Origin of the sequence: Litoribacter populi, from assembly GCF_007483685.1 — a bacterium.
GTDB lineage: Bacteria > Bacteroidota > Bacteroidia > Cytophagales > Cyclobacteriaceae > Litoribacter > Litoribacter populi.
In genome coordinates, this window is sequence record NZ_VMKN01000001.1 from 1,715,056 (window position 1) to 1,736,270 (window position 21,215).

Below are 21,215 nucleotides of genomic sequence, written 5' to 3' on the forward strand. Positions count from 1 at the left end.
ATGTCGAAACAGGAAGAAAACAAAAAAGGTGTAATCCGGGAGTTTGGCCTTTCCACATTGTCAGTGGACAACCGGACCAGTGTGGTTATCCTAACTTTGATTATAGCATTTTTGGGTATGTATGCCTATCGTACCATGCCCAAGGAAAGTTTTCCAGAGATCGTAATTCCCACAGTTTATGTGGGTACTGTCTATCCGGGCAACTCGCCGGTAGATATGGAGAACCTGATCACCAGGCCCATCGAAAAGGAGCTAAAGTCTATCAATAACGTCAAGGATATATCCTCGACTTCAATTCAGGATTTTTCTTCCATTGTGGTAGAATTCAATCCTAACGTAGATATTTCTAAGGCACTTCAGGATGTGAAGGATGCAGTGGACAAGTCCAAAAGCGAACTTCCCACAGATCTTGACAGAGATCCTGATGTGATCGAGATCAATACTTCCGATTTTCCCATCATGAATGTCAACATCTCGGGCAATTATACCGAGGAGGAGTTGAAGAAATTTGGGGAATACTTGGAAGATGAAATTGAAAAGCTTCCGGAAATTTCCAAAGCTGAGCTTCGTGGTATTGTGGAAAGGGAAATCCGTATCGATGCCGATATCTATAAAATGGAAGCCCTTGGGGTAAGTTTCACAGACATATCTGATGCAGTTCAGGGTGAAAACGTGACGATCTCAGGGGGTAATATCTTAAGTGGTGAGTTTAGGAGGTCTTTAAGGATCACTGGTGAATTTAAGGATCCATACGAGTTATTGGACATCATTGTTAAAACAGAAAACAACAAAATAGTTTATTTGCGGGATGTAGCAGCGGTGAATGACACTTTTAAGGAAAGGGAGAGTTACGCCCGTTCCAATAAGATGCCTGTGGTCACGGTAAACGTGGTGAAACGTAGCGGGCAAAACTTGCTGGATGCCTCTGACAAAATCAAAGAAATAATTGAAAGAGCACAGGCCAACCGTTTTCCTGAAGATTTGGAGATTTCTATTACCAATGATCAGTCTAAGGACACTAGGTCCCAGGTTGACAACTTGGAAAACAGTATTATTTCAGGTGTTATCCTTGTGGTGTTGGTATTGATGTTTTTCCTAGGATTTAGGAATGCACTATTTGTGGGTATTGCCATTCCTTTGTCCATGTTTATTTCCTTCCTTGTACTTAATAGCCTTGGAGTCACCCTCAACCTGATGGTGTTGTTCTCCTTGATCTTGGCACTTGGGATGTTGGTGGATAATGGGATTGTGGTAGTAGAGAATGTTTATAGATTGATGCAGGAGGGGAAAAGTCCCGTTCGTGCTGCAAAAGAGGGGGTTGGCGAAGTAGCATGGCCTATCATTACTTCGACGGCTACTACATTAGCGGCTTTCCTGCCATTGGCTTTCTGGGATGATATTATTGGGGAGTTTATGAAATACCTTCCCATCACCCTGATCATCGTATTAGCATCCTCACTTTTTGTAGCCTTGGTGATCAACCCGGTGTTGACGGCCCTGTTTATGAAATTGCAGAATGTGAACGACATCAGGCCAAAGAAAAGGCCGCTGGTCATCGCTTTGATCCTCTTCACGCTTGCGATCATTTCTTACATGATCGGATGGTTGGCCACGGGAAGCTTGTTATTGCTCGCTGCGCTGCTGACCATCTTCAACATCTTTGTGATGAGGAAGGCCATCAAATGGTTCCAGACAGTATTTTTGGTAAAACTTGAAGATATGTATGAAAGGACGTTGGTTTATGCTCTTGGAGGTAAAAAACCATACCTGTTCTTCTTTGGAACGGTGATGTTATTATTTCTTTCATTAGTCCTATTGGCAATCCGTGCGCCTAAGGTGCTGTTCTTCCCTGACAACCAGCCAAGCTTGGTTAATATCTTTATTGAAAACCCGATAGGAACTGATATCGAAGCGACTAACGAATTTGCTAGTAGGATGGAAGATGATCTGGCTGATATCTTTTCCAATTATGAAGAAATCATTGAATCTGTGATCACCCAAGTAGGGGAAGGTGCAGGTGACGACCAGGGTCCGAGCATGGCCAGTACCCCTCATAAGGCTAAAATTACGATCGGTTTTGTGGAGTATCAGTTCCGAAACGGGGTCAACACCAATACCATCATGGAGGAAATCAGGGATTTGGCCGAAGGCTATCCGGGTGTACAGATTACGGTGGACAAGCAGAGAAATGGTCCGCCAGTAGGTAGGCCAATCAACATTGAAACCAGCGGTGAAAATTTAGATGACTTGATCACCTTTGTGAATTCCATGAGGGAATTTATCGCTGATGGCAATATTGAAGGGATTGAGGAATTGAAAACTGACTTGGAACTGGGTAATCCGGAACTTGTGGTAAATATTAATCGTGAGCGTGCTAGAAGGTTTGGTCTTTCCACTTCCCAGATTGCCAATGAGCTGAGAACGGCTTTGTTTGGCCTGGAAGTTTCCAAATACAAGGAAGGGGAGGATGATTACCCTATTCAGCTCCGATTGGCGGATGAGTTTAGGTATGATATCAATTCTTTGATGAACAAAAAGATCAATTTCAGAGACAAGTTTGGTAATCAGAGTGAGATTCCCATTGCCTCAGTTGCCGAGATCGAGTATAGTTCAACCTATGGATCAGTGAAGAGAAAAGATCTTGACAGGGTAATTACCTTGTATTCAAATGTGAATGAAGGGTACAATCCAACAGAGATCAATGATAGGATTAAGACCATGTTGAGAGATTATGAGATACCTGAGGGCATTTCGGTGAGATTTACCGGGGAGCAGGAGGAGCAAGAGAAATCAGCTGAATTCCTTACAAGAGCTTTGATGATTTCCGTTTCACTTATTTTCTTAATTATTGTAGCTCAATTCAACTCCGTTACTACTCCATTTATAATCATGGCCTCTGTGGTATTGAGTACGATAGGTGTGTTTCTGGGATTAGTTATCTTCAATATGGACTTTGTAATCATCATGACCGGTATCGGAATTATATCCCTTGCTGGGGTGGTGGTGAACAATGCTATTGTATTGATAGATTATACCAACTTGGTCAGGGAGAGAAAGCGTGAGGAGTTAGGACTTGAAGAAGATGAATTCTTACCTTATAATGAGATTTTGAGTTCGATTGTAATAGGTGGAAAAACCAGGTTGAGACCGGTGTTGCTGACAGCAGTGACTACAGTCCTTGGACTGATACCATTGGCTTTGGGGATGAATATCAACTTTGGTTCATTGCTTACCACGTTTGACCCAGAGTTTTATATAGGTGGGGACAACGCTGATTTCTGGGGTCCAATGGCTTGGACGGTCATATTTGGGTTAACCTTTGCTACCTTCCTTACGTTAGTAATTGTACCAGTGATGTACTTGCTGGCCGATAAGTTAAATATGAAAGCACGCAAGCTTTCCAAAGTATAGGTTAAAATAAAGGTTGGTGGTTTTTTAAATGTTCAAATCTCCGGGGTACTGCTCCGGAGATTTTTTTTATGCTTAAAAAAATGGGCCACGAGGACACGAAGTTTTAAAGAAGTTTCACGAAGGCGACTTCGCGGACAAGGTTTTACCAGGACTACTGCGTGGAAATATTGGGCCACAAAGAGGACTAAATTAAAAGATGTTTCAAGAAGGTATTCTCATTCCACTTACACCCCATCCGAAGAGCGAAGCTCTGAGGGAGGGCGACCAGAATAGGAACGGTAAATATCAAAAAAGCCTACAAAATGCTCCGGAATACGCTTTGTCCTGCGGTGTACCTTGTACTTCGTACTTTGTACCCATTCGTTGCCTAATACATCGAACTTACTTCAATAATTCATGGTATAAATATTGGGGCAAATATGGCAAAGCATAAACCTAATGAAGAAAAAAATCATTGCGGCCATTTTTGATCTGGATGGGGTGCTGACGAGGACGGCGGCGCAGCATGCCAAGGCCTGGAAGCAGTTGTTTGATGCTTATAATGAGAGGAGGAAAAGTGAAGGGGAGCAACCCTTTGAGGATTTTTCAATTGAGCAAGATTATCCCAAATATATAGATGGCATCCCCCGCTATGATGGCATCCGCAATTTTCTCCGATCCAGAAATATCGAACTTTCCGAAGGAAATGATTCTGATAAACCCAGCGAACTGACCATAAGTGGGCTAGGGAATAAGAAGAATGAGTTCTTTTTGAAGGTTATTGAGGAAGAAGGCGTGGAGGTATTCGAAAAGAACATCGAGCAAATCAAGAAATGGAAATCAGAAGGGATAAAAACAGCAGTCATTTCCTCCAGCAAAAACTGTAAGCAGATATTGGAGGTTACAGGAATTGAAGACCTCTTTGAAGTCCGTGTGGATGGTGTAGTTTCCCAGGAAAGAAACATCAAAGGAAAGCCTGAGCCAGATATTTTTTTGGAGGCTGCTAGAGAATTGGAAGTGAGCCCTAAGGATAGTATGATTGTGGAGGATGCCATTGCTGGAGTGCAGGCCGGAAAAGTTGGAGGCTTTGGCTTAGTGGTCGGAATTGTGAATGGAGCCAGTAAAATTGAACTTTTGGATAACGGGGCCGATGTGGCTGTAGAAAATTTAACACAAGTCAAATTGAAATAATATTTATGAAAGCACCCAAGGAATTACCTTCCGCATTAGAGAAAATTGAAGATTTCAAGCAAGCATTTGAAAGTAAAAAACCGCTCATATTTTTAGACTTTGACGGTACCTTGTCTCCAATAGTTGAAAACCATGAGGATGCAGAAATTTCTACCGAAATGAAACAAACGGTAGAAGAACTTGCTGAGATGTATCAGGTGGCGATTATCAGTGGTCGGGGGTTGGATGATGTAAAGAAGAAGGCCGGTATACAGAATATTTTTTATGCGGGAAGCCATGGATATGAAATCTCCGGGCCAGGAAACTTTCATGAAGAAAATGATGAAGCGCAGGAGGTGTTGCCAGCTTTTGATGATTTGGAACCCAAATTGAAATCAGAATTGAAGGACATAAAGGGAGTGAGGTTTGAAAGGAAAAAGTTCACATTAGCCGTACATTTTAGGCAAGTGGAGAAAGAAAAAGAGTCCGAGTTTTTTAAAATAGTTAAGCAATGTGTGGAAGACTTCCCCCGGTTGAAAATGGGAGAGGGTAAGAAAGTAGTTGAAATCAAACCCAACATCGATTGGCATAAAGGCAAGGCAGTAGGTTTCTTGATGGAGAAGGTTTCTAAAGATGTGGGAGAGATGTTTCCGCTATTCATTGGGGATGATCTTACTGATGAGGATGCCTTCCACGAAATGGTAAACGGGATAGGAGTACTTGTTGGTGATCATGGCAAGAAATCCTATGCGAATTACTCCTTGGGATCTGTGGAAGAGGTTGAAAAATTTTTGCGGCAATTAATCCAGTTAAAGAATGGTTGAGGATACCTGGAAAGTAGTCTACAAATCGTATGAACCCAAGGAAGAAACCCTAAGGGAAGCATTGTGTGCACTCGGAAACGGCTACTTTACCACCAGGGGCGCCGCCGAGATGTCTAAAGCCGGGCGGTTCCATTACCCCGGGACCTATCTGGCTTGTGGATTCAACCGTCTGAAAACAGAAATAGCGGGCAAATGGATAGAAAATGAGGATCTGGTAAACTGGCCGGATTGGACGGTGCTGAAGTTCAAGCATGAGGATGGAGATTGGATACAGTTGGAAGATGTAGACATCATTGGGTATAGGCAGGAATTGGATCTGCAGAAAGGCACCCTAACCCGAAAAATTCGTTTTAAAGACCATAAAGGCAGATCCACTCAATTAGTCACCCGTAGGATTGTGTGCATGCACAATAAAAACCTGGCAGCCATCAAATGGGAACTCACCCCGATTAATTGGTCTGGAAATATAATTGTTCACAGCGGTTTGGATGGCTCTGTGATCAATCATGGAGTGGAAAGGTACAAGGAACTGAACAGCAAACACCTTGAGGTGCTTGATCTGGGTACAATGGAGGAGAGTGGGATTTACCTGAAAGTTAGGTCCAATCAATCCGAAATCGTAATGGCTCAAACAGCCAGAACTTTGTTTGATGGGAAATCGAAGAAACCATTATTCAGGGAAAAAGAGCAGGAATACATTGGGGAAGACTTTGAAATTGTCGGCTCTGAAGGAAAGCCAATAGTAATTGAGAAAATCGTTTCGATTTTTACCTCTAGAGATAACGCCATTACAGAGCCACTTTTGGAGTCCAAAACATTGGTTTCCCGAACTGTAAGCTTTGATGATTTGCTTGAAAAACACATTGCAGATTGGAAGGGAATATGGAAGGAATGCGACGTCAAACTTGAGGCTGACAATGGAGAGGATCAGTTGGTTCTAAGACTCCATATTTTCCATATTTTTCAGACCTACTCGTACAATACGATTGGGATAGATGCCGGTGTACCCGCAAGAGGGTTACATGGGGAGGCTTACAGGGGACATATTTTTTGGGATGAGATATTTGTTTTTCCATTCTTCAATATCACTCGGCCTGAGATTTCCCGCTCACTGCTCATGTATAGATACAGACGACTCAATGAGGCGAGATATGCTGCACATGAAGCAGGATATCAAGGAGCGATGTTCCCTTGGCAAAGTGGAAGCAATGGTAGAGAGGAGAGCCAGGTAATTCACCTCAATCCGGCATCAGGTCGATGGGTACCTGACCACACCTATCTGCAAAGGCATGTCAATGCCACTATAGCGTACAATGTTTGGCATTACTTCGAAATTACAGGCGATCTGGAATTTCTGTCCTTTTACGGTGCTGAGATGTTACTCGAAATAGCAAAGTTTTGGGCAAGCATGGTGACGTTTAATGAGGAAAAAGGAAGGTACGAAATTTTGGATATTGTCGGTCCTGACGAATATCACACCCACTATCCAGGTTCCGATCAGCCAGGTTTAAAAAACAATGCCTATACTAATATAATGGCTGTTTTCTGCCTTATTCATGCTTTGAAAGCAGTGAAAAAACTGGATAAAGAGATTGCCAAGGTTTTGTTGGAGCAATTGGAAATAGACAAATCTCAATTAAAAAAATGGGATGAAATTACCCATAAGATGTTTGTTCCATTTGTGGGAGAAAATAAGGTGATCGAACAGTTTGAAGGTTTCGACCAACTTGAGGAAGTAGATTGGGAAAAGTATCACGCAGAGTATGGGGAAGTACTTAGGTTGGACAGGATTATGGAGAAGGAAGGGGATGATGTCAATAAGTATAGGGCAGTAAAGCAGGCCGATGTATTAATGCTTTTCTTTCTTTTCTCATCCGATGAGCTTTGTGATATGTTTAGCCGTATGGGTTATGATTTTAATCCAAAAATTCAGATTCCGGAAACTATATCTTATTATCAAGAAATTACAGCCCATGGTTCTACCCTAAGTAAGGTGGTGCATAGCTGGGTGTACGCTAGATCACGCAGAAAGGAAAGTTGGAAAAACTTCAAAAAGGCATTGATGAGTGATTTCAAGGATGTGCAGGGTGGGACCACCTCAGAGGGAATCCACTTGGGAGCCATGGCAGGATCATTGGATCTGATTCAGCGCTGCTATACGGGAATGGATTTCAGAGAGGACTGTTTGTTTTTCAATCCCAGGTTACCGGAAAATGTAGGGAAAATTCAATTTAGGATCCGTTACCGGAAACATTGGTTGGAGATTACAATCACTCAAGGCGAGTTTGAAATCCGCAATCGCGGTGGCTGGGGTGGCCAGATTCATATCATGTTAGTTAGGCAAAAGATTTCGCTGAAAAAAGGAGAGACCAAAGTGTTGGAATATAACCATAAAAAGGCTAAAAAAAAGGAGCCTGAAAATTGATCAGGCTCCTTTCTACTAGAAGGTGTTTTGGATGTTCCTAAAATTAGAGTTCAAGCTTGTTGTTTTCTCTATCTACATCGGCCATTCTTCCTGAAGGGTCAATTTCCACGGATTTGATGTCTGATTTTGGTCTGTCCAGCGTCACTTCGATGCTAGGGTTAGTCCAAGGCCATCTTTGTGTTTTTATGCGTGTAGGCATGCCTTCCTCTTCAGGTTTTTCGCCCCTCATGATTACCAATGGTAGATAAACCAATTCCTGAGAACCGTCCTGGTAGGTTACTACCAAATCGATCGGCATTGGCATCTGGCCTTTTCGCTCCAAGGTGATTTTGCTCTTGCCGCTATTGTAATCTTCCACACCGTTTACAGCATAATCGATAGTTTTGGTGGTGTAAACCCAGTACTCCTTATACCAATCCAATTCCAAACCGCTCTGTTTTTCCATCACGCGAATGACATCATTAGGGTTTGGGTGCTTAAATTGCCAAGTGTCCCAGTATTTCAACATCCCTTTGTCACGGTTTTCCTTACCTATAATATAACCCAACTGTTCCATGAAAACAGCACCTTTGTTATAGGAGGCAGCTCCATAAGCAGCATTGGTGTGGTAATGATCAGCATGGGTGGAAAGTGGTTCTTCCAGACCGGACTGCACCAATCTGAAATAGCCTCTATAAGAACCTCTATGAGGATTATCGCTTGGTGTTTCTGCAAAGAGCTCATTCATGGCCAGGTTTGATGCATAAGAAGTGAAACCTTCATCCATCCAAGGGTGTAGGGCCTCATTGGAGGCTAATACGCCATGGAACCAGCTGTGCGCCAACTCATGAATCATTACCCCCACCAGGCTTCCCAGACTTCTATGGCCAGTGATCAAGGTTGACATCGGGTATTCCATACCACCATCACCGCCTTGGATGACAGAATATTGCTTGTAAGGATACTCGCCGAAGTTTTCGCTCATAAATTCTATGGCCGCTGGCGTGTATTCTTTAAGTTTTTCCCAGTTCTCTTCCGTTTCTTCATTTTTGATATAAAGGTGGTGCACGGTCACACCATTATCCATTTCGATTTTGTCATGGGTATAATTTGGGTCAGCAGCCCACATGAAGTCATGGACTTTTGGAGCATGAAAATGCCAAGTCAAAGTTTTACCTCTATTGGATTTCACCTTTTGGCCTTTTTCTTCATAGCCATGCCCTACCTCATTTGGATTTTGGACATACCCTGTTCCTCCAAGTACATAGCTTTTGTCGATTGTAATTTTCACATCAAAGTCACCCCAATTGCCATAGAATTCTCTTCCTATGTAAGGGTTGGAATGCCATCCTTGATAGTCATAATTTGCCAATTTAGGATACCATTGAGACATACTATAGCGAACGCCTTCCTCGTTGTCGCGACCGGCTCTTCTGATTTGCAACGGCACTTGGCCTTCAAATTTCATATCGAGGGTCACGGTGCTGTTTGGCAAAATGGGCTCGCTCAAGTCCACCTCTAGGATAGTCCCTACATGCTCATATTCCACCTGTTTACCATCCAAAGTCAGGCTGTTTACTTTCAAATAGCCGATCTCATCTGACTTAAGATTATTAATTCTGTCACCAACTCTTCTGTCTGGGTCAGCTATGGTTCTGCTACGCACATCCATCATGCTGTTTGGTTGGAAGGCATTGTAATAGAGGTGGTAAAATACCCTGTGAAGGGTGTCGGGAGAATTGTTGGTATAAGTGAGTTTCTGGGTGCCAGTATATTGGTTTTTCTGCACGTCCATATCCACTTCCATTTCGTAATTTACCGCCTGCTGCCAGCGATCAGGCTGGGCAAATGCTGCAAAGCTCACTAAGCAAAAAAGAAATGCTGATAATGATATTTTCATAGAGGGTCTAAATTTTTTGCCTAAAATAAGCCAAAATAATAGCAGTAGGCAAACCATTAGTAAAAGATTGGCCGATATTGGCTGTGTTTTTGTTGAAGTGTTCAGCGGAAAAACGCCTAGATATTTTTTCGGGGTAGTCAAAAATATGCCCCAATTGAAGTTCCCTATTAGTAAATGGTAATTTAAAATATTAATTTAACGCGCTGAAAACAACAATTTACAAGTACGGGTTTCTTTGGACAGGAAACCTATTTTGTGACTAAGTAATATATAAAAACCTTATGAAATTTTTAATTACCGGGACAGCCGGTTTTATTGGATTCCACCTTGCAAAGAAGATTTTAGACAGAGGGGATGAGGTCATTGGACTCGATAATATCAACGATTATTACGATGTAAACCTGAAGTATTCCCGTTTGGCGAATACGGGGATTGACCGTGAGACTATTGAGTGGCATAAAAAGGTTGGCTCAAGCAAATATCCTAATTACTCATTCGTAAGGATGAATTTGGAGGATAAGGAGCAAATGATGGATCTTTTTGAAAAGGAGAAATTTGATGTGGTAATCAATTTGGCCGCCCAGGCAGGGGTTCGTTATTCCTTGACCAATCCGGATGCCTATATAGATGCCAATATAATCGGTTTTCTGAACATTCTGGAGGCTTGCCGGAAGTATCCTGTCAAGCATTTGGTCTATGCTTCCTCAAGCTCAGTTTATGGAGCCAACACCAAGATGCCATTCTCCATCCACCATAATGTAGATCACCCGGTATCTTTATATGCCACTTCCAAAAAATCAAATGAGTTAATGGCGCATACTTATAGCCATCTTTTCAATATTCCAACCACCGGTTTGAGGTTCTTTACTGTTTACGGACCGTGGGGAAGACCTGATATGGCCCTTTTTCTTTTTACAGAAGCGATTCTTAAAGATGAGGCAATCAGTGTGTTCAATGAGGGGAAAATGAAAAGGGATTTCACCTACATTGATGATATTGTGGAAGGTGTGGTCAGGGTGGCGGATCGCCCAGCAGCAAAAAATGAGGAATGGACTGGTGATGAACCGGATCCAGGCACATCCTACGCTCCTTATAGAGTATACAACATTGGTAATTCCAGTCCAGTACTATTGATGGATTTCATCAAAGCCATAGAAGTGACACTGGGTAAAGAGGCCAAGAAAAATTTACTTCCTTTGCAGCCGGGTGATGTGCCGGCTTCCCATGCGGATGTGGAAGACCTTATCCGAGACTGTGACTACAAGCCAAATACCCCTATTCAAAAAGGAATCGATGCCTTTATTGAATGGTACAGGGAATATTACAATAAATAAACTAAGATGAAAAAATCTATTCTAATTACCGGTGGTGCCGGTTTTATCGGTTGCCATGTGGTAAAAAGGTTTGTAAATAAATATCCCGAATACAGGATAATCAACCTTGATTCCTTAACCTATGCTGGAAATTTGGAGAACCTTAAGGAAATAGAGGGTGCACCAAATTACCAATTTGCCAAAGTCGATATCCTGGATGAGGAGAACTTGGAGCGTGTCTTCCGCGATTACCAAATTACTGATGTAATACATTTGGCAGCTGAATCCCATGTGGACAGGTCTATTACAGATCCTCTGGCATTTGTGAAAACCAATGTAATCGGTACGGTTAACCTTTTGAACGCAGCAAAGACGTATTGGAAGGATTATGATAACCATCTTTTCTACCATGTTTCTACCGATGAGGTTTATGGATCGCTTCATGATGACAGTTTCTTCTTGGAAACCACGCCTTATGATCCGCAATCTCCATATTCAGCATCCAAAGCTTCTTCCGACCACTTCGTAAGAGCATATGCCAATACATACAAACTAAAAACGGTAATCAGCAACTGTTCCAACAACTACGGACCTAACCAGTTTCCAGAAAAACTGATCCCGCTCTGCATCAACAATATCCGTAACAACAAGCCTTTGCCTATTTATGGAAAGGGTGAGAATGTAAGGGATTGGTTGTACGTGGAGGATCATGCTGCTGCTATTGATGAGGTTTTCCATAAAGGAAGAGCGAATGAAACTTATAACATTGGCGGATTTAATGAGTGGAAAAACATTGATATCGTAAAGACACTTTGCGCCAAAATGGACAAAAAGTTGGGTAGAGAAGAAGGAACTTCTGAAAAGTTGATCACTTATGTGACCGACAGGGCTGGACACGATCTTCGCTATGCCATCGATGCGACCAAAATCCAGCAGGAACTTGGTTGGGAACCATCCTTACAGTTTGAGGAAGGTATTGAGAAAACCATTGACTGGTACATTGATAATGAGGAGTGGCTGACAAATGTCACATCGGGAAATTATCAGCAATACTACGATAAGCATTATACTGAAAGATAAAAAAAACCGGCCTTGAGCCGGTTTTTTCATTTAAGGCCTCTACATTAGATGGTTTGCCAATTCATTCCAATCTAGTTATGAAAGCTTAACACTGAACACAGGGGTATCTGATTTGAATAAAATCGTTTCTGTGACCCCAATATTATATGCAGCGGAGGATTTTCTGTTGTTGCTTGCTATTCCTATCCAGCCGACGTTGTTGGAGTTACTGAAATCTAGGATTCCGTTTTCAACTTCTGCATGGTTGTAGACATGACGATGTATAGGCACTCCCGCATTTCCATTAATGAACTGAAACATTTGTTGCTCCATTTTCTGATTGGGTATGAATTTGCCAGGGGTATTTACGTAAAGGCAGTGAACGGACGAACCCATGGTTTGAAGAATGGGTTGCATCTTGACAAATGCGGGTCTACTTTCTTCGGTGAATAAGCTGGCAAATGTGAATTTTTTGAAGTCACTTAAGTTCATCACTTTTTTCACAGCGAGGACAGGGACAGTGGGCATGTCGAAGGACCCGCTGAATGGTGCCACCAATATATTTGCCCGACTCATGGCCTTTTCCATAAGCGCCGATTACGATAAGGTCTGCGGCCTGCTTTTTGGCAAGCTCGACAATTCTTTCAGCAGGAAGGCCTACCAGAGTGATTGCTTCAACAGGGATGTCTTGAGCTTTATGCTCCTGGACAAAGGCCTTGAGCTTATCTTCAGCTTCGGCTGCTAAATCCAATAATTCAGGGTGTTTGCCTCTATCGCCTTGTGACATGCGGTCCCATTCCAGCTCGGAATAAACCACATTTACACAGGTAATACTTGCATCTCCTTTGGAGGCTATTTTTACAGCAGTTTTAAATGCATTTTCAGCATACTGGGAGAAATCGATGGGAACTACAATCCTTTTCATGACCGTGGAAGTTAGGGTTTGAATAATTAATTTGGTTATTCAAATATCTAAAAATCAAGTCTTTAATAATATGACTTAGGTCAGTTTTTAAAGTGTTGAGCTACACACCCAATAAAACTTTTTTGATTGTTTCAAAAACTTCAAAGATCCGTTCAAAATCTCTTATCTGCATATTACTGCCACTAGGCATACAGACACCTTGCTGGAATAATTTTTCAGCTACTTGAGTTCCTTCATAAGGATAATGTTTATAAGCAGGTTGGAGGTGAAGCGGTTTCCACAAGGGCCTGGTTTCAATATTTCTTGCCTCTAAAGTATCCATGATCAGGTATTTGTCAGTTTTTTTGTAATATTCTGGGTTTAGCAAAATCGCTGAAAGCCATCTGTTAGATTTGAATTTTGCATTTGGAGCTGCTTGCATATGGACGCCCTCCATTTCATCAAAAAATTGTTTGTAAATCTTAAAGTTTCGTCTTCTAGCCTCAATTCTATTTTGAAGGACTGTAAGTTGTCCCCTTCCTATTCCAGCACTTACATTGCTCAATCGGTAATTATACCCCACTTCTTGATGGTGGTAATGTGGGAGGAGTTCTCTGGCATGGTTGGAAAGATATCGAGCTCTTTGTACAAAGATGGGGTTTGCTGTAATAAGGGCTCCCCCTCCACCAGTTGTGATGATTTTATTGCCATTAAAGGAGTAGATACCCATCTCTCCAAATGTCCCACATGCTTTTCCTTCATAAGTCGCTCCGAGTGCTTCAGCGGCGTCTTCGATCAAGGGAATGTCGTATAGCTCACTTATATGTAATAGCTCGGCCATTTTTGCTGGCATGCCGTAAAGGTGCACCACTAACATAGCCTTTGGTTTTTTATTTTGGGCTTTCATCTTCTTTATGGTTTCCTCACAAATGTACGGGTCCATGTTGAAGGTTTCATTTTCGGAGTCTATGAAAACTGGGATAGCTCCTTGATAGACGATAGGAGCCGCAGTAGCGGTAAATGTTAAAGTTGGGCAAAGTACAAAGTCACCAGTGGATATTCCCAAGATTCGCAAGGCGATATGGATGGCTGAAGTGCCTGAATTTAAAGCGACTGCATATCCGCATTCGGTTGATTTGATAATTTCGTTTTCAAAACCATCCACATTGGCGCCCATAGAAGTAATCCAGTTGCTTTCAAAAGCCTGTGAGATATATGCTTGTTCCTCTCCCGTAAGGTGAGGTGGGGAAAGTGAAATGCGTTGAGGGTTCATAAGCGTTTGGATTCTTGGTGTGGTGGTTGGGGTAGTGTAGATCCGGTAAACTTTTCCATAAACAGCTTTTCTTTTCCTTCCACTCCATGGGCTGTAATAACTTTCCAAGCTGTTAGGATTAAAATTTTTATATCAAATGCATAAGATTTGTGGTCTATATAATAATTGTCAAGTTGAAACTTGGTAGTCCAGTCAATATCGTTTCTTCCATTGACTTGTGCCCAACCGGTGATACCTGGCTTGACTAAGTGCCTGCGGCGTTGTTGTGGGTTGTAAAGTGGGAGGTATTCCATAAGAAGGGGTCGGGGGCCGACCAGACTCATTTTACCTTGCAAAACCAAGAAAAGCTGTGGTATCTCATCAAGGGAAGTTTTGCGAAGCCAATAACCAAATAGTTCTAATCTTTCCAAATCGGTTTGATTGGGGTGATGGGCGTCAATTAGAGTTTTTAATTTGATAATGTAGAAAGGGGTTTCATGCTGGCCTATCCGTATCTGGAAAAAAAATGGGGTTCCTTTATGGATAAATGTGTTGATGATTAGGCAGGGAATAAAAACCGGCGAAACCATGAGAAGGGCTATTAATGCCAAAACAAAATCGGTCATTCTTTTGTAAAAAATATAGTGCATAGTCAAAATCTAAAAATGTAAAGTAATTTAATAAATTTTCTATTGATATTCACAGGTTTCTTGTGATTTTATTTTGATTAAAAGGTTTAGTTGAATGAATGCTTGGGTTGAGGGGATTAATTGGTAAGTTTGTTTTTTTAACGTAGAAGCAACAAATGGCTGAAGACAAGAAATGGTACGTGATGTACACGGCTCCTAGAGCGGAAAAAAAAGTTACCCAAAGGCTTGAAGAAAACGGGTTGGAGGTTTTTTTACCTATGATCGAGGAAATCAGGCAATGGAGTGACAGGAAGAAGAAAGTTCAACGCGCCCTTTTTAATGGTTATATTTTTGTAAAGACCACTAGGGATAAGTTGTGGGAATCGCTTCAAGTGCAAGGGGCGGTGAAATTTGTCCACTTTGCTGGCAATCATGCAACAGTTAGGGATCAAGAGATTGATGCAATAAAACGGTTGCTTGAGACCGGAGTGGCTGTAGAAGTAGACTCTTCCGAAATTGAGACAGGGGAGAAGGTTAAGATTTTGGGTGGACCCATGCAAGGATTTGAGGGGGAATGTGTACAGAGAGGTAATAAAGATTATTTTATTATTAGAATTCCCACCATTCACCAAAATGTAATGGTGAGTATACCGAGAAAATTTCTGGAAGTATTGGGTACATAAAAAATCAAGACTTTATTAGACCACAGTATTGTAGTGGGTTGTAACATTTTGATTAAAAAAATCACATCATGAATAGGTGTGAATAGCTAGTTTCATGTCGGGTTGAAGGTTTGCCAGTAATTGTTACTTATTTGAAGAGCAGGTAATGATAAAAGAAGAAGTGGGAATATTTATTGAAAGCTTGTTTACTGAAAATGAATAACTTACCACTAAATCCTAATTATCATGGCTAACAAGCAATCAACATCGAACAATGGCAAAGACTCCAGATTCTTTAAGCTCTTCCAAGAGCAGTTAAAAGATATATATTGGGCTGAGAAAAACCTGGTGCCAGCTTTGGAAAAAATGAAAAAAGCCGCCACATCCAGTAAACTTGCCTCTGCTATTGAAAAGCACGCAAAAGAAACGCAGGGTCAAATTGAAAGATTGGAGCAGGTGTTTTCCCAGATAGAAATGGCTGCACGAGCTAAAAAATGTGAGGCTATGGAAGGACTGATCGAGGAGGGCAATGAGATTGTCTCCGATACTAAGGCTGATACTATGGTCCGTGATGCAGGCATTATCATTGCATCTCAAAAAATCGAGCATTATGAAATCGCTTCTTATGGCAGTCTGATTGCACTGGCTAACAAAATGGCCATGAAGGAGGTCGTCAAATTATTGGAAAAGACCCTGGAGGAAGAGAAAAAAACAGATGCTCTACTTTCTGATCTTGCCGAAAAAGAGATCAATGAAGAAGCATTAAAAGAATGATCTATCAATCAACAAATTCCCAGTTTGGGAGCATTTTAAAAGTATTTTAATAAAAATGCCTCTATTTCTAGAGGCATTTTTTTCTGTGGAATAAGATCAAAAAATAAGTACTGATTAAAGACTATTATAAAGATAAGCGATGATCCTATTAAATGAAAGAATTTAAATAGTTTTTATTTATATTTTCTGAAGTGGTCTTGTCTATAGAGTTTTTCTTAAAAAAATGACATCAAATGCTTCTATTTGATAGAAAAATATGAGTAAAATAAGGCCCTGTGTTTAAATGCTGTCATCTTTAATAATTGGTTGTAAAATTCATATTATATTTATAAACAAAGGATGATGAAAGGGGTTCAATTCCTAATGAAAGGCACATTTCAGTAGAAAAGTGCCGTTTTTTTCGCATTTGATATTCACCACCAACTAATAGTCGATGCAAAGATTTGGATATACTTTGAAAAAGTACAGGATTGTTTTGGCGATATTATTGGCTTGCGGGATTTTAGCCCACTATTGACCCTTTCTTTTAATTTTTTTATTGGGTGGTAGTTTACTTCTCATATCGATTCAGGCATTCTTGCAGATTTGGTGGGCTTATAGGCCTTATAGAAAATTGAAATTTGCACCGGTAAAAGAACAACCGTTTGTTTCTATTCACATTCCTACCTGTAACGAACCAGCAGAGATGGTGATCGCCACCATAAAATCTTGCCTCAATATTGACTATATTAATTATGAAATTATTGTGTTGGATAACAATACCCAAGATAAGCAGATTTGGAAGCCAGTAGAAAGTTTTTGTAGAAATTACTCGAGAGTAAAGTTTGAGCATATTGAAAAAATGAAAGGATATAAGGCAGGGGCGCTTGATAAATGTATTTCCCTATCCTCATCTCGAGCTAAATACTTTTTTGTAGTCGACGCAGATTATTTATTAAAAGCCAATTCACTGAAAAAGGCTGTTGGTTTTGCTGAGGCAGAAAAAGCGGCCATGGTACAGTTTCCTCAGCAATATTATAATGGTATGCGGATTCCTGGTTTGGAGGAAGAATACAGACATTACTTCAAGATTTTTGCATCTGGAAGCAACCATGGCAGCAGTACATTGCCTACTGGAACACTTTCACTTTACTGTAAGAAAGCCTTGCTGAAGGTTGGTGGCTGGCAGTCTCATTCGATCACCGAGGATGCAGAAATGGGGCTCAAGATTCGGCAACATAATTTGAAAACTGTTTTTTCACCCGTGATTTTGGGTGAAGGCTTAATGCCTAGTTCTATGCCTGATATTTGGAAACAGCGGGAAAGATGGTCTTATGGCAACGCCCAATGTTTGACTAAAATATTCAAATTGGAGGCCCCATTCAGAATCAAGCTATCAATTATCATTCAGCTTTCCGCATGGATTAATTTGACGGGTTTACCTTTATTGATTTTATTTGCCTCAATGGTAAGTAGCTTCTTTTTCCAAGGATACAGCTTTGATCTTTTCTATTTATTGAGCGTATGCAATCTTGTGGTATTCTACTTAGGAAAATTTATTCTTATGGCAATATCCAGTGATTTTGAGCCTAGGGCCTATTGGAAATCTTTTTGACGCATATTACCTTTCACAAGGTTCATGCATTTAGCTGGTGGGAGGCAGTATTAGGAAGCGAAAAACCTTTTACCCGAACTAATAAATTTAAAAGGTCCGAGGTTAGACCTTTTCTTCCTGTGGATATGTGCCTCATGTATTTTTTGTCTTGTCTGTTTTTCTTTGCTCAACAACATCCTGCAATTGCTGTTTTCTTTTTGGTGCTTTCTGTTATGCATCTGACGGGAGCGATGTTGTTGGAATATCAAATCAATAATAAACCTTTGGAAGCCATCAACTTTAAAACAATCAAGACATGAAGATAGCTATAATCGCTCACGCCAATTTCCCCATTAAAGAACCTTATGCGGGAGGCCTGGAAATGATTACCTATCAGTTGGTAGTCAACCTACAAAAAATCGGACATCAGGTTGACCTTTATGCTCATCCGGATTCCGACAGTTCCTTACCATTAGTTTCGTTAGGTGATTGCAATTTTCCTTTTTTTGAAGAGGAATTTCAACCAGACTCTATGGGACTTTTTGAGCAGACCATGTCGGCATTTTATGCCAAGGTATGTTCAAAAATAAAAAATGGAAAATATGACTTGATTCATAATCATTCCCTTCACTATCTCCCGATTATTTTAGGAGAGGAAAGTGAAGTCCCGTTTATTACTTCATTTCATACTCCAGTTTTCACTGAATTGAACTTTGCCTTGAAGACTATCCAAACCAGAAACCAACATTTCACTGCTGTGAGTCACAAACTGGCCGAGACCTATGCTGAGTTTGTTAAATGTAGAGTGGTTTACAATGGGATTGACTTAGGGAAATGGAATCTGGTAGATAGTAATCTTGGAGATTATGTTTTTTGGTATGGGAGGGTTTGTCCTGAAAAAGGAACCCATTTGGCTATTGAGGCTGCTCGATTATTGGGTAAAAAGATATTGCTTGCAGGACCCTTGAGTAATTTGGCATACTTCCACAATAAGGTCGAAAACTTAATCGATGACGACCAATGTGTCTATTTGGGACATTTGAATCAAGATGAGGTTAATAAAGTGTTGGGAATGGCAGAGGTGATGCTCTTTACAAGCACATGGGATGAACCCTACGGGCTTTCCATTGCGGAATCTTTGGCTTGTGGTACGCCTGTGGTCTCGTTTGATAAAGGTGCGGCAAAGGAGATATTGACTGAAAAAACCGGAAGGATTGTAAAGCCATTTGATATTGAATTATATGCTAATGCTATAGAGGAGGCGTCTCTGCTTGATCGAATTACTTGTAGAAAAAGAGCTGAGGAATTTTGCGGGGTGGAAAAGATGATGCAGGGATACTTGGACTTATACAACAGTTTGACTATTAGTTCAAGCTTAATACATAATTGATATGCTCGGATACTACGCACATCAGCATGGAAATGGGCATTCCAACTATGCCCAGATTTTTGCAAAGGCTTCAGGCTATAAGATCCCCATTTTTACCAGTGGATACTTTAAGTTTGATCCAGGTGTGAAAGTTTACCATCTGCCACAGGAAGATCCGGATGGCACGGAAACTAGCCAAGATATTATTCCAGTGCCTGATTACTTACATTATTCACCTGTGGGGCAACTTTCAATTCAGCAAAGAAGTGCAAAATTGCTTCAGACCGTTTTGGATGAGGGGGTGAAATTGATGATCGTGGATTTAAGTGTTGAGATGGCCGCTTTATGCAGGGCGGCAAGTGTGCCCTATGCTTATGTGAGGTTGCCCGGAAATAGAAATGATTCCGGGCATTTGCAAGCATTTCAAGGAGCTACCTTTTTACTAGCCTATTATCCAAAGGAAGTAGACTCAAATGAAATTCCCACATGGATTAAAGAAAAAACCATTTATTTAGGCTTTTTTGATCGATTTGGTTCAGATGAAAGGTCAACGACTGCATTTTCCAAGGAAATAAATACCGTCGCGGTAATTAGCGGGAAAGGTGGAAATGAAAACCTCAAAGCAAACCTTCCAAAAATATTTGAAAGATTTAAAGACAGTAGAATTGACATATATGGTTTAGGTTTGCCGAATGGGCAACATGATGATAATATACGGTTAGTCGATTATGTGGAGGGTTTTCAACAAGTGCTGAAGGATTCCGATTTAATCATTGGGAATTGTGGGCTTAATACGGTTTCGGAAATTTTGGGAAGCAGAAAACCTTTTCTTTCTATTGCAGAGGAGAGGCCATTTGATGAGCAATACAATATGATGAAATTTCTTGTCCAATATGACCTCTCTGTCAACCTAATGGATGCGTATGGTATGACAGACCAAGAAATTCTTCAAAAAGGTACAATTAATCCTGAATTTTTAAACCCTCAGGCACCTGCCCAATTACTCAATTGGCTGGACAAGCAGGCTTATCACCCAAGAAATATCGTACAAAATCTTCGTGAACGGAATACACAAACCTCAAAAAAGATTATTAATGAAATTTAGCCTTATCATCATTTTCAGTGGCAGGACAAATCACCTAAGAAAATTATTGAAAGGAGTGAGACAGTCCAGTTTAAAACCAACTGAAATCATGCTAGTGGGAATCAATGAGAGCCAGGTCGATTTGACCGATTTTCCTGACCTTCCTATATTTTTTCAAAACATACAAACAAGTTCAACATTATTGCCAATCGCTGAAGCTCGAAATGCCGGAGCTAGATTTGCCCAATATGAGAAACTTATATTTTTAGACGTGGACTGCATTCCCGGGAAAGATTTTTTTCGATCGGTGTTAAAAGATCAAGTTGTCAGTTCGGGTTGTGTGATGGGGACCCCATATTATCTGGATAGGGAATGTGATGTGGTGGAGGATGAATTGCTTAATTATTCCATACCCCATCCACATAGACCTTTTGACAAAGAGGTCATTCAAATCCTAGACTACAATTTATTCTGGTCCTTATGTTTTCTAATAGACAAAAAGACATTTTTTGAAATAGATGGGTTTGATGAAAGTTATAAGGGATATGGAGCTGAGGATACGGATTTTGGATGGAAGTTGGCGGAAAATAATATTAGTTTTTATCAATCTCCAGCCAGGGTTTTTCATCAGCAGCATCCAGTATACTCACCTCCTTACCACTATTTTCAGGCGATAGTCAGAAATGCCGAGATTTTTCATAAAAAATGGGGGAAGTGGGTGATGGAGGATTGGCTGGAAGCTTTCTCTAAGAAAGGGTTGATTAATTGGAGTTCTGACATGGAAGGTATCACAGTTATCAGAGAGCCTAAGTTTGAGGAAGTCCAAGAAGTGATTAAGCCCAATGCGAGATTTATGTAGGTAATTTTATCCAATAAGGTTGAGATTATTCATAATTTAGCTGTCTATC

Annotated in this window: 17 protein-coding genes; 12 read left to right on the plus strand and 5 right to left on the minus strand. The window is 40.8% G+C overall.

Annotated features, from left to right (window positions below):
• The 4 genes from FPL27_RS07490 (at position 1) to FPL27_RS07505 (ending at position 7,809) form a co-directional block, all read left to right on the plus strand.
• Positions 1-3,411 (plus strand): efflux RND transporter permease subunit, encoded by a 3,411-nt coding sequence (locus tag FPL27_RS07490; protein ID WP_143960499.1) that lies wholly within the window; start codon positions 1-3, stop codon positions 3,409-3,411.
• A 438-nt stretch (positions 3,412-3,849) separates the two neighbouring features.
• Positions 3,850-4,581, plus strand: coding sequence for an HAD family hydrolase (locus FPL27_RS07495; RefSeq protein WP_143960500.1), 732 nt, complete (start codon positions 3,850-3,852; stop codon positions 4,579-4,581).
• 5 nt (positions 4,582-4,586) lie between these two features.
• Positions 4,587-5,384: a trehalose-phosphatase gene (otsB, locus tag FPL27_RS07500; RefSeq protein WP_143960501.1), complete on the plus strand. Its 798-nt coding sequence runs from the start codon at positions 4,587-4,589 to the stop codon at positions 5,382-5,384.
• The gene (locus FPL27_RS07505; protein WP_143960502.1) at positions 5,377-7,809 is read left to right on the plus strand and encodes a glycoside hydrolase family 65 protein; all 2,433 of its coding nucleotides are present in this window, start codon (positions 5,377-5,379) and stop codon (positions 7,807-7,809) included. The genes otsB and FPL27_RS07505 overlap by 8 nt, the downstream gene beginning before the upstream one ends.
• Positions 7,810-7,852: 43 nt before the next feature.
• Here FPL27_RS07505 and FPL27_RS07510 read toward each other — a convergent pair whose 3' ends face one another.
• Positions 7,853-9,688 (minus strand): M1 family metallopeptidase, encoded by a 1,836-nt coding sequence (locus tag FPL27_RS07510; protein ID WP_185974321.1) that lies wholly within the window; start codon positions 9,686-9,688, stop codon positions 7,853-7,855.
• Between the two features lie 281 nt (positions 9,689-9,969).
• On the opposite strand from FPL27_RS07510, the gene FPL27_RS07515 reads away from it, so the two are divergent.
• Together FPL27_RS07515 and rfbB are read left to right on the plus strand one after the other, a co-directional pair.
• Positions 9,970-11,022, plus strand: coding sequence for an NAD-dependent epimerase (locus FPL27_RS07515; protein ID WP_143960503.1), 1,053 nt, complete (start codon positions 9,970-9,972; stop codon positions 11,020-11,022).
• 6 nt (positions 11,023-11,028) lie between these two features.
• Positions 11,029-12,081: a dTDP-glucose 4,6-dehydratase gene (gene rfbB / locus FPL27_RS07520; RefSeq protein WP_143960504.1), complete on the plus strand. Its 1,053-nt coding sequence runs from the start codon at positions 11,029-11,031 to the stop codon at positions 12,079-12,081.
• A 75-nt stretch (positions 12,082-12,156) separates the two neighbouring features.
• Here rfbB and FPL27_RS20005 read toward each other — a convergent pair whose 3' ends face one another.
• From FPL27_RS20005 to FPL27_RS07535, 4 genes are all read right to left on the minus strand, one after another.
• Positions 12,157-12,555 carry a hypothetical protein gene (locus tag FPL27_RS20005; RefSeq protein WP_235893388.1) on the minus strand — a complete coding sequence of 133 codons (399 nt, stop codon included), beginning with the start codon at positions 12,553-12,555 and terminating at the stop codon, positions 12,157-12,159.
• On the minus strand, positions 12,539-12,985 hold the full coding sequence (locus tag FPL27_RS20010; RefSeq protein WP_235893389.1) for a universal stress protein: 447 nt from the start codon (positions 12,983-12,985) through the stop codon (positions 12,539-12,541). The genes FPL27_RS20005 and FPL27_RS20010 overlap by 17 nt, the downstream gene beginning before the upstream one ends.
• A 100-nt stretch (positions 12,986-13,085) precedes the next feature.
• Positions 13,086-14,237: a DegT/DnrJ/EryC1/StrS family aminotransferase gene (locus tag FPL27_RS07530; RefSeq protein WP_143960505.1), complete on the minus strand. Its 1,152-nt coding sequence runs from the start codon at positions 14,235-14,237 to the stop codon at positions 13,086-13,088.
• The gene (locus FPL27_RS07535; RefSeq protein WP_143960506.1) at positions 14,234-14,866 is read right to left on the minus strand and encodes a sugar transferase; all 633 of its coding nucleotides are present in this window, start codon (positions 14,864-14,866) and stop codon (positions 14,234-14,236) included. Before FPL27_RS07535 ends, FPL27_RS07530 begins: the two co-directional genes overlap by 4 nt.
• Before the next feature lie 155 nt (positions 14,867-15,021).
• On the opposite strand from FPL27_RS07535, the gene FPL27_RS07540 reads away from it, so the two are divergent.
• The 6 genes from FPL27_RS07540 (at position 15,022) to FPL27_RS07565 (ending at position 21,166) form a co-directional block, all read left to right on the plus strand.
• Positions 15,022-15,528 carry a UpxY family transcription antiterminator gene (locus FPL27_RS07540; RefSeq protein WP_143960507.1) on the plus strand — a complete coding sequence of 169 codons (507 nt, stop codon included), beginning with the start codon at positions 15,022-15,024 and terminating at the stop codon, positions 15,526-15,528.
• Between the two features lie 225 nt (positions 15,529-15,753).
• Positions 15,754-16,281, plus strand: a complete 528-nt coding sequence (locus FPL27_RS07545; protein WP_143960508.1) for a YciE/YciF ferroxidase family protein — start codon at positions 15,754-15,756, stop codon at positions 16,279-16,281.
• Between the two features lie 538 nt (positions 16,282-16,819).
• The gene (locus FPL27_RS07550) at positions 16,820-17,875 is read left to right on the plus strand and encodes a glycosyltransferase family 2 protein (RefSeq protein ID WP_185974322.1); all 1,056 of its coding nucleotides are present in this window, start codon (positions 16,820-16,822) and stop codon (positions 17,873-17,875) included.
• A 295-nt stretch (positions 17,876-18,170) separates the two neighbouring features.
• Complete coding sequence (locus FPL27_RS07555; RefSeq protein ID WP_143960510.1) at positions 18,171-19,244, plus strand: glycosyltransferase; 1,074 nt, start codon at positions 18,171-18,173, stop codon at positions 19,242-19,244.
• A 1-nt stretch (position 19,245) separates the two neighbouring features.
• Positions 19,246-20,328, plus strand: coding sequence for a glycosyltransferase (locus FPL27_RS07560; RefSeq protein ID WP_143960511.1), 1,083 nt, complete (start codon positions 19,246-19,248; stop codon positions 20,326-20,328).
• Positions 20,318-21,166, plus strand: a complete 849-nt coding sequence (locus FPL27_RS07565) for a glycosyltransferase family 2 protein (protein ID WP_143960512.1) — start codon at positions 20,318-20,320, stop codon at positions 21,164-21,166. Before FPL27_RS07560 ends, FPL27_RS07565 begins: the two co-directional genes overlap by 11 nt.
• Positions 21,167-21,215: the final 49 nt, after the last annotated feature.

Coding starts and splice junctions, on each gene's coding strand:
- FPL27_RS07490 (WP_143960499.1), top strand. CDS start 1: ATGTCGAAACAGGAAGAAAACAAAAAAGGTGTAATCCGGGAGTTTGGC.
- FPL27_RS07495 (WP_143960500.1), top strand. CDS start 3,850: ATGAAGAAAAAAATCATTGCGGCCATTTTTGATCTGGATGGGGTGCTG.
- otsB (WP_143960501.1), top strand. CDS start 4,587: ATGAAAGCACCCAAGGAATTACCTTCCGCATTAGAGAAAATTGAAGAT.
- FPL27_RS07505 (WP_143960502.1), top strand. CDS start 5,377: ATGGTTGAGGATACCTGGAAAGTAGTCTACAAATCGTATGAACCCAAG.
- FPL27_RS07510 (WP_185974321.1), bottom strand. CDS start 9,688: ATGAAAATATCATTATCAGCATTTCTTTTTTGCTTAGTGAGCTTTGCA.
- FPL27_RS07515 (WP_143960503.1), top strand. CDS start 9,970: ATGAAATTTTTAATTACCGGGACAGCCGGTTTTATTGGATTCCACCTT.
- rfbB (WP_143960504.1), top strand. CDS start 11,029: ATGAAAAAATCTATTCTAATTACCGGTGGTGCCGGTTTTATCGGTTGC.
- FPL27_RS20010 (WP_235893389.1), bottom strand. CDS start 12,985: ATGAAAAGGATTGTAGTTCCCATCGATTTCTCCCAGTATGCTGAAAAT.
- FPL27_RS07530 (WP_143960505.1), bottom strand. CDS start 14,237: ATGAACCCTCAACGCATTTCACTTTCCCCACCTCACCTTACGGGAGAG.
- FPL27_RS07535 (WP_143960506.1), bottom strand. CDS start 14,866: ATGCACTATATTTTTTACAAAAGAATGACCGATTTTGTTTTGGCATTA.
- FPL27_RS07540 (WP_143960507.1), top strand. CDS start 15,022: ATGGCTGAAGACAAGAAATGGTACGTGATGTACACGGCTCCTAGAGCG.
- FPL27_RS07545 (WP_143960508.1), top strand. CDS start 15,754: ATGGCTAACAAGCAATCAACATCGAACAATGGCAAAGACTCCAGATTC.
- FPL27_RS07555 (WP_143960510.1), top strand. CDS start 18,171: ATGAAGATAGCTATAATCGCTCACGCCAATTTCCCCATTAAAGAACCT.
- FPL27_RS07560 (WP_143960511.1), top strand. CDS start 19,246: ATGCTCGGATACTACGCACATCAGCATGGAAATGGGCATTCCAACTAT.
- FPL27_RS07565 (WP_143960512.1), top strand. CDS start 20,318: ATGAAATTTAGCCTTATCATCATTTTCAGTGGCAGGACAAATCACCTA.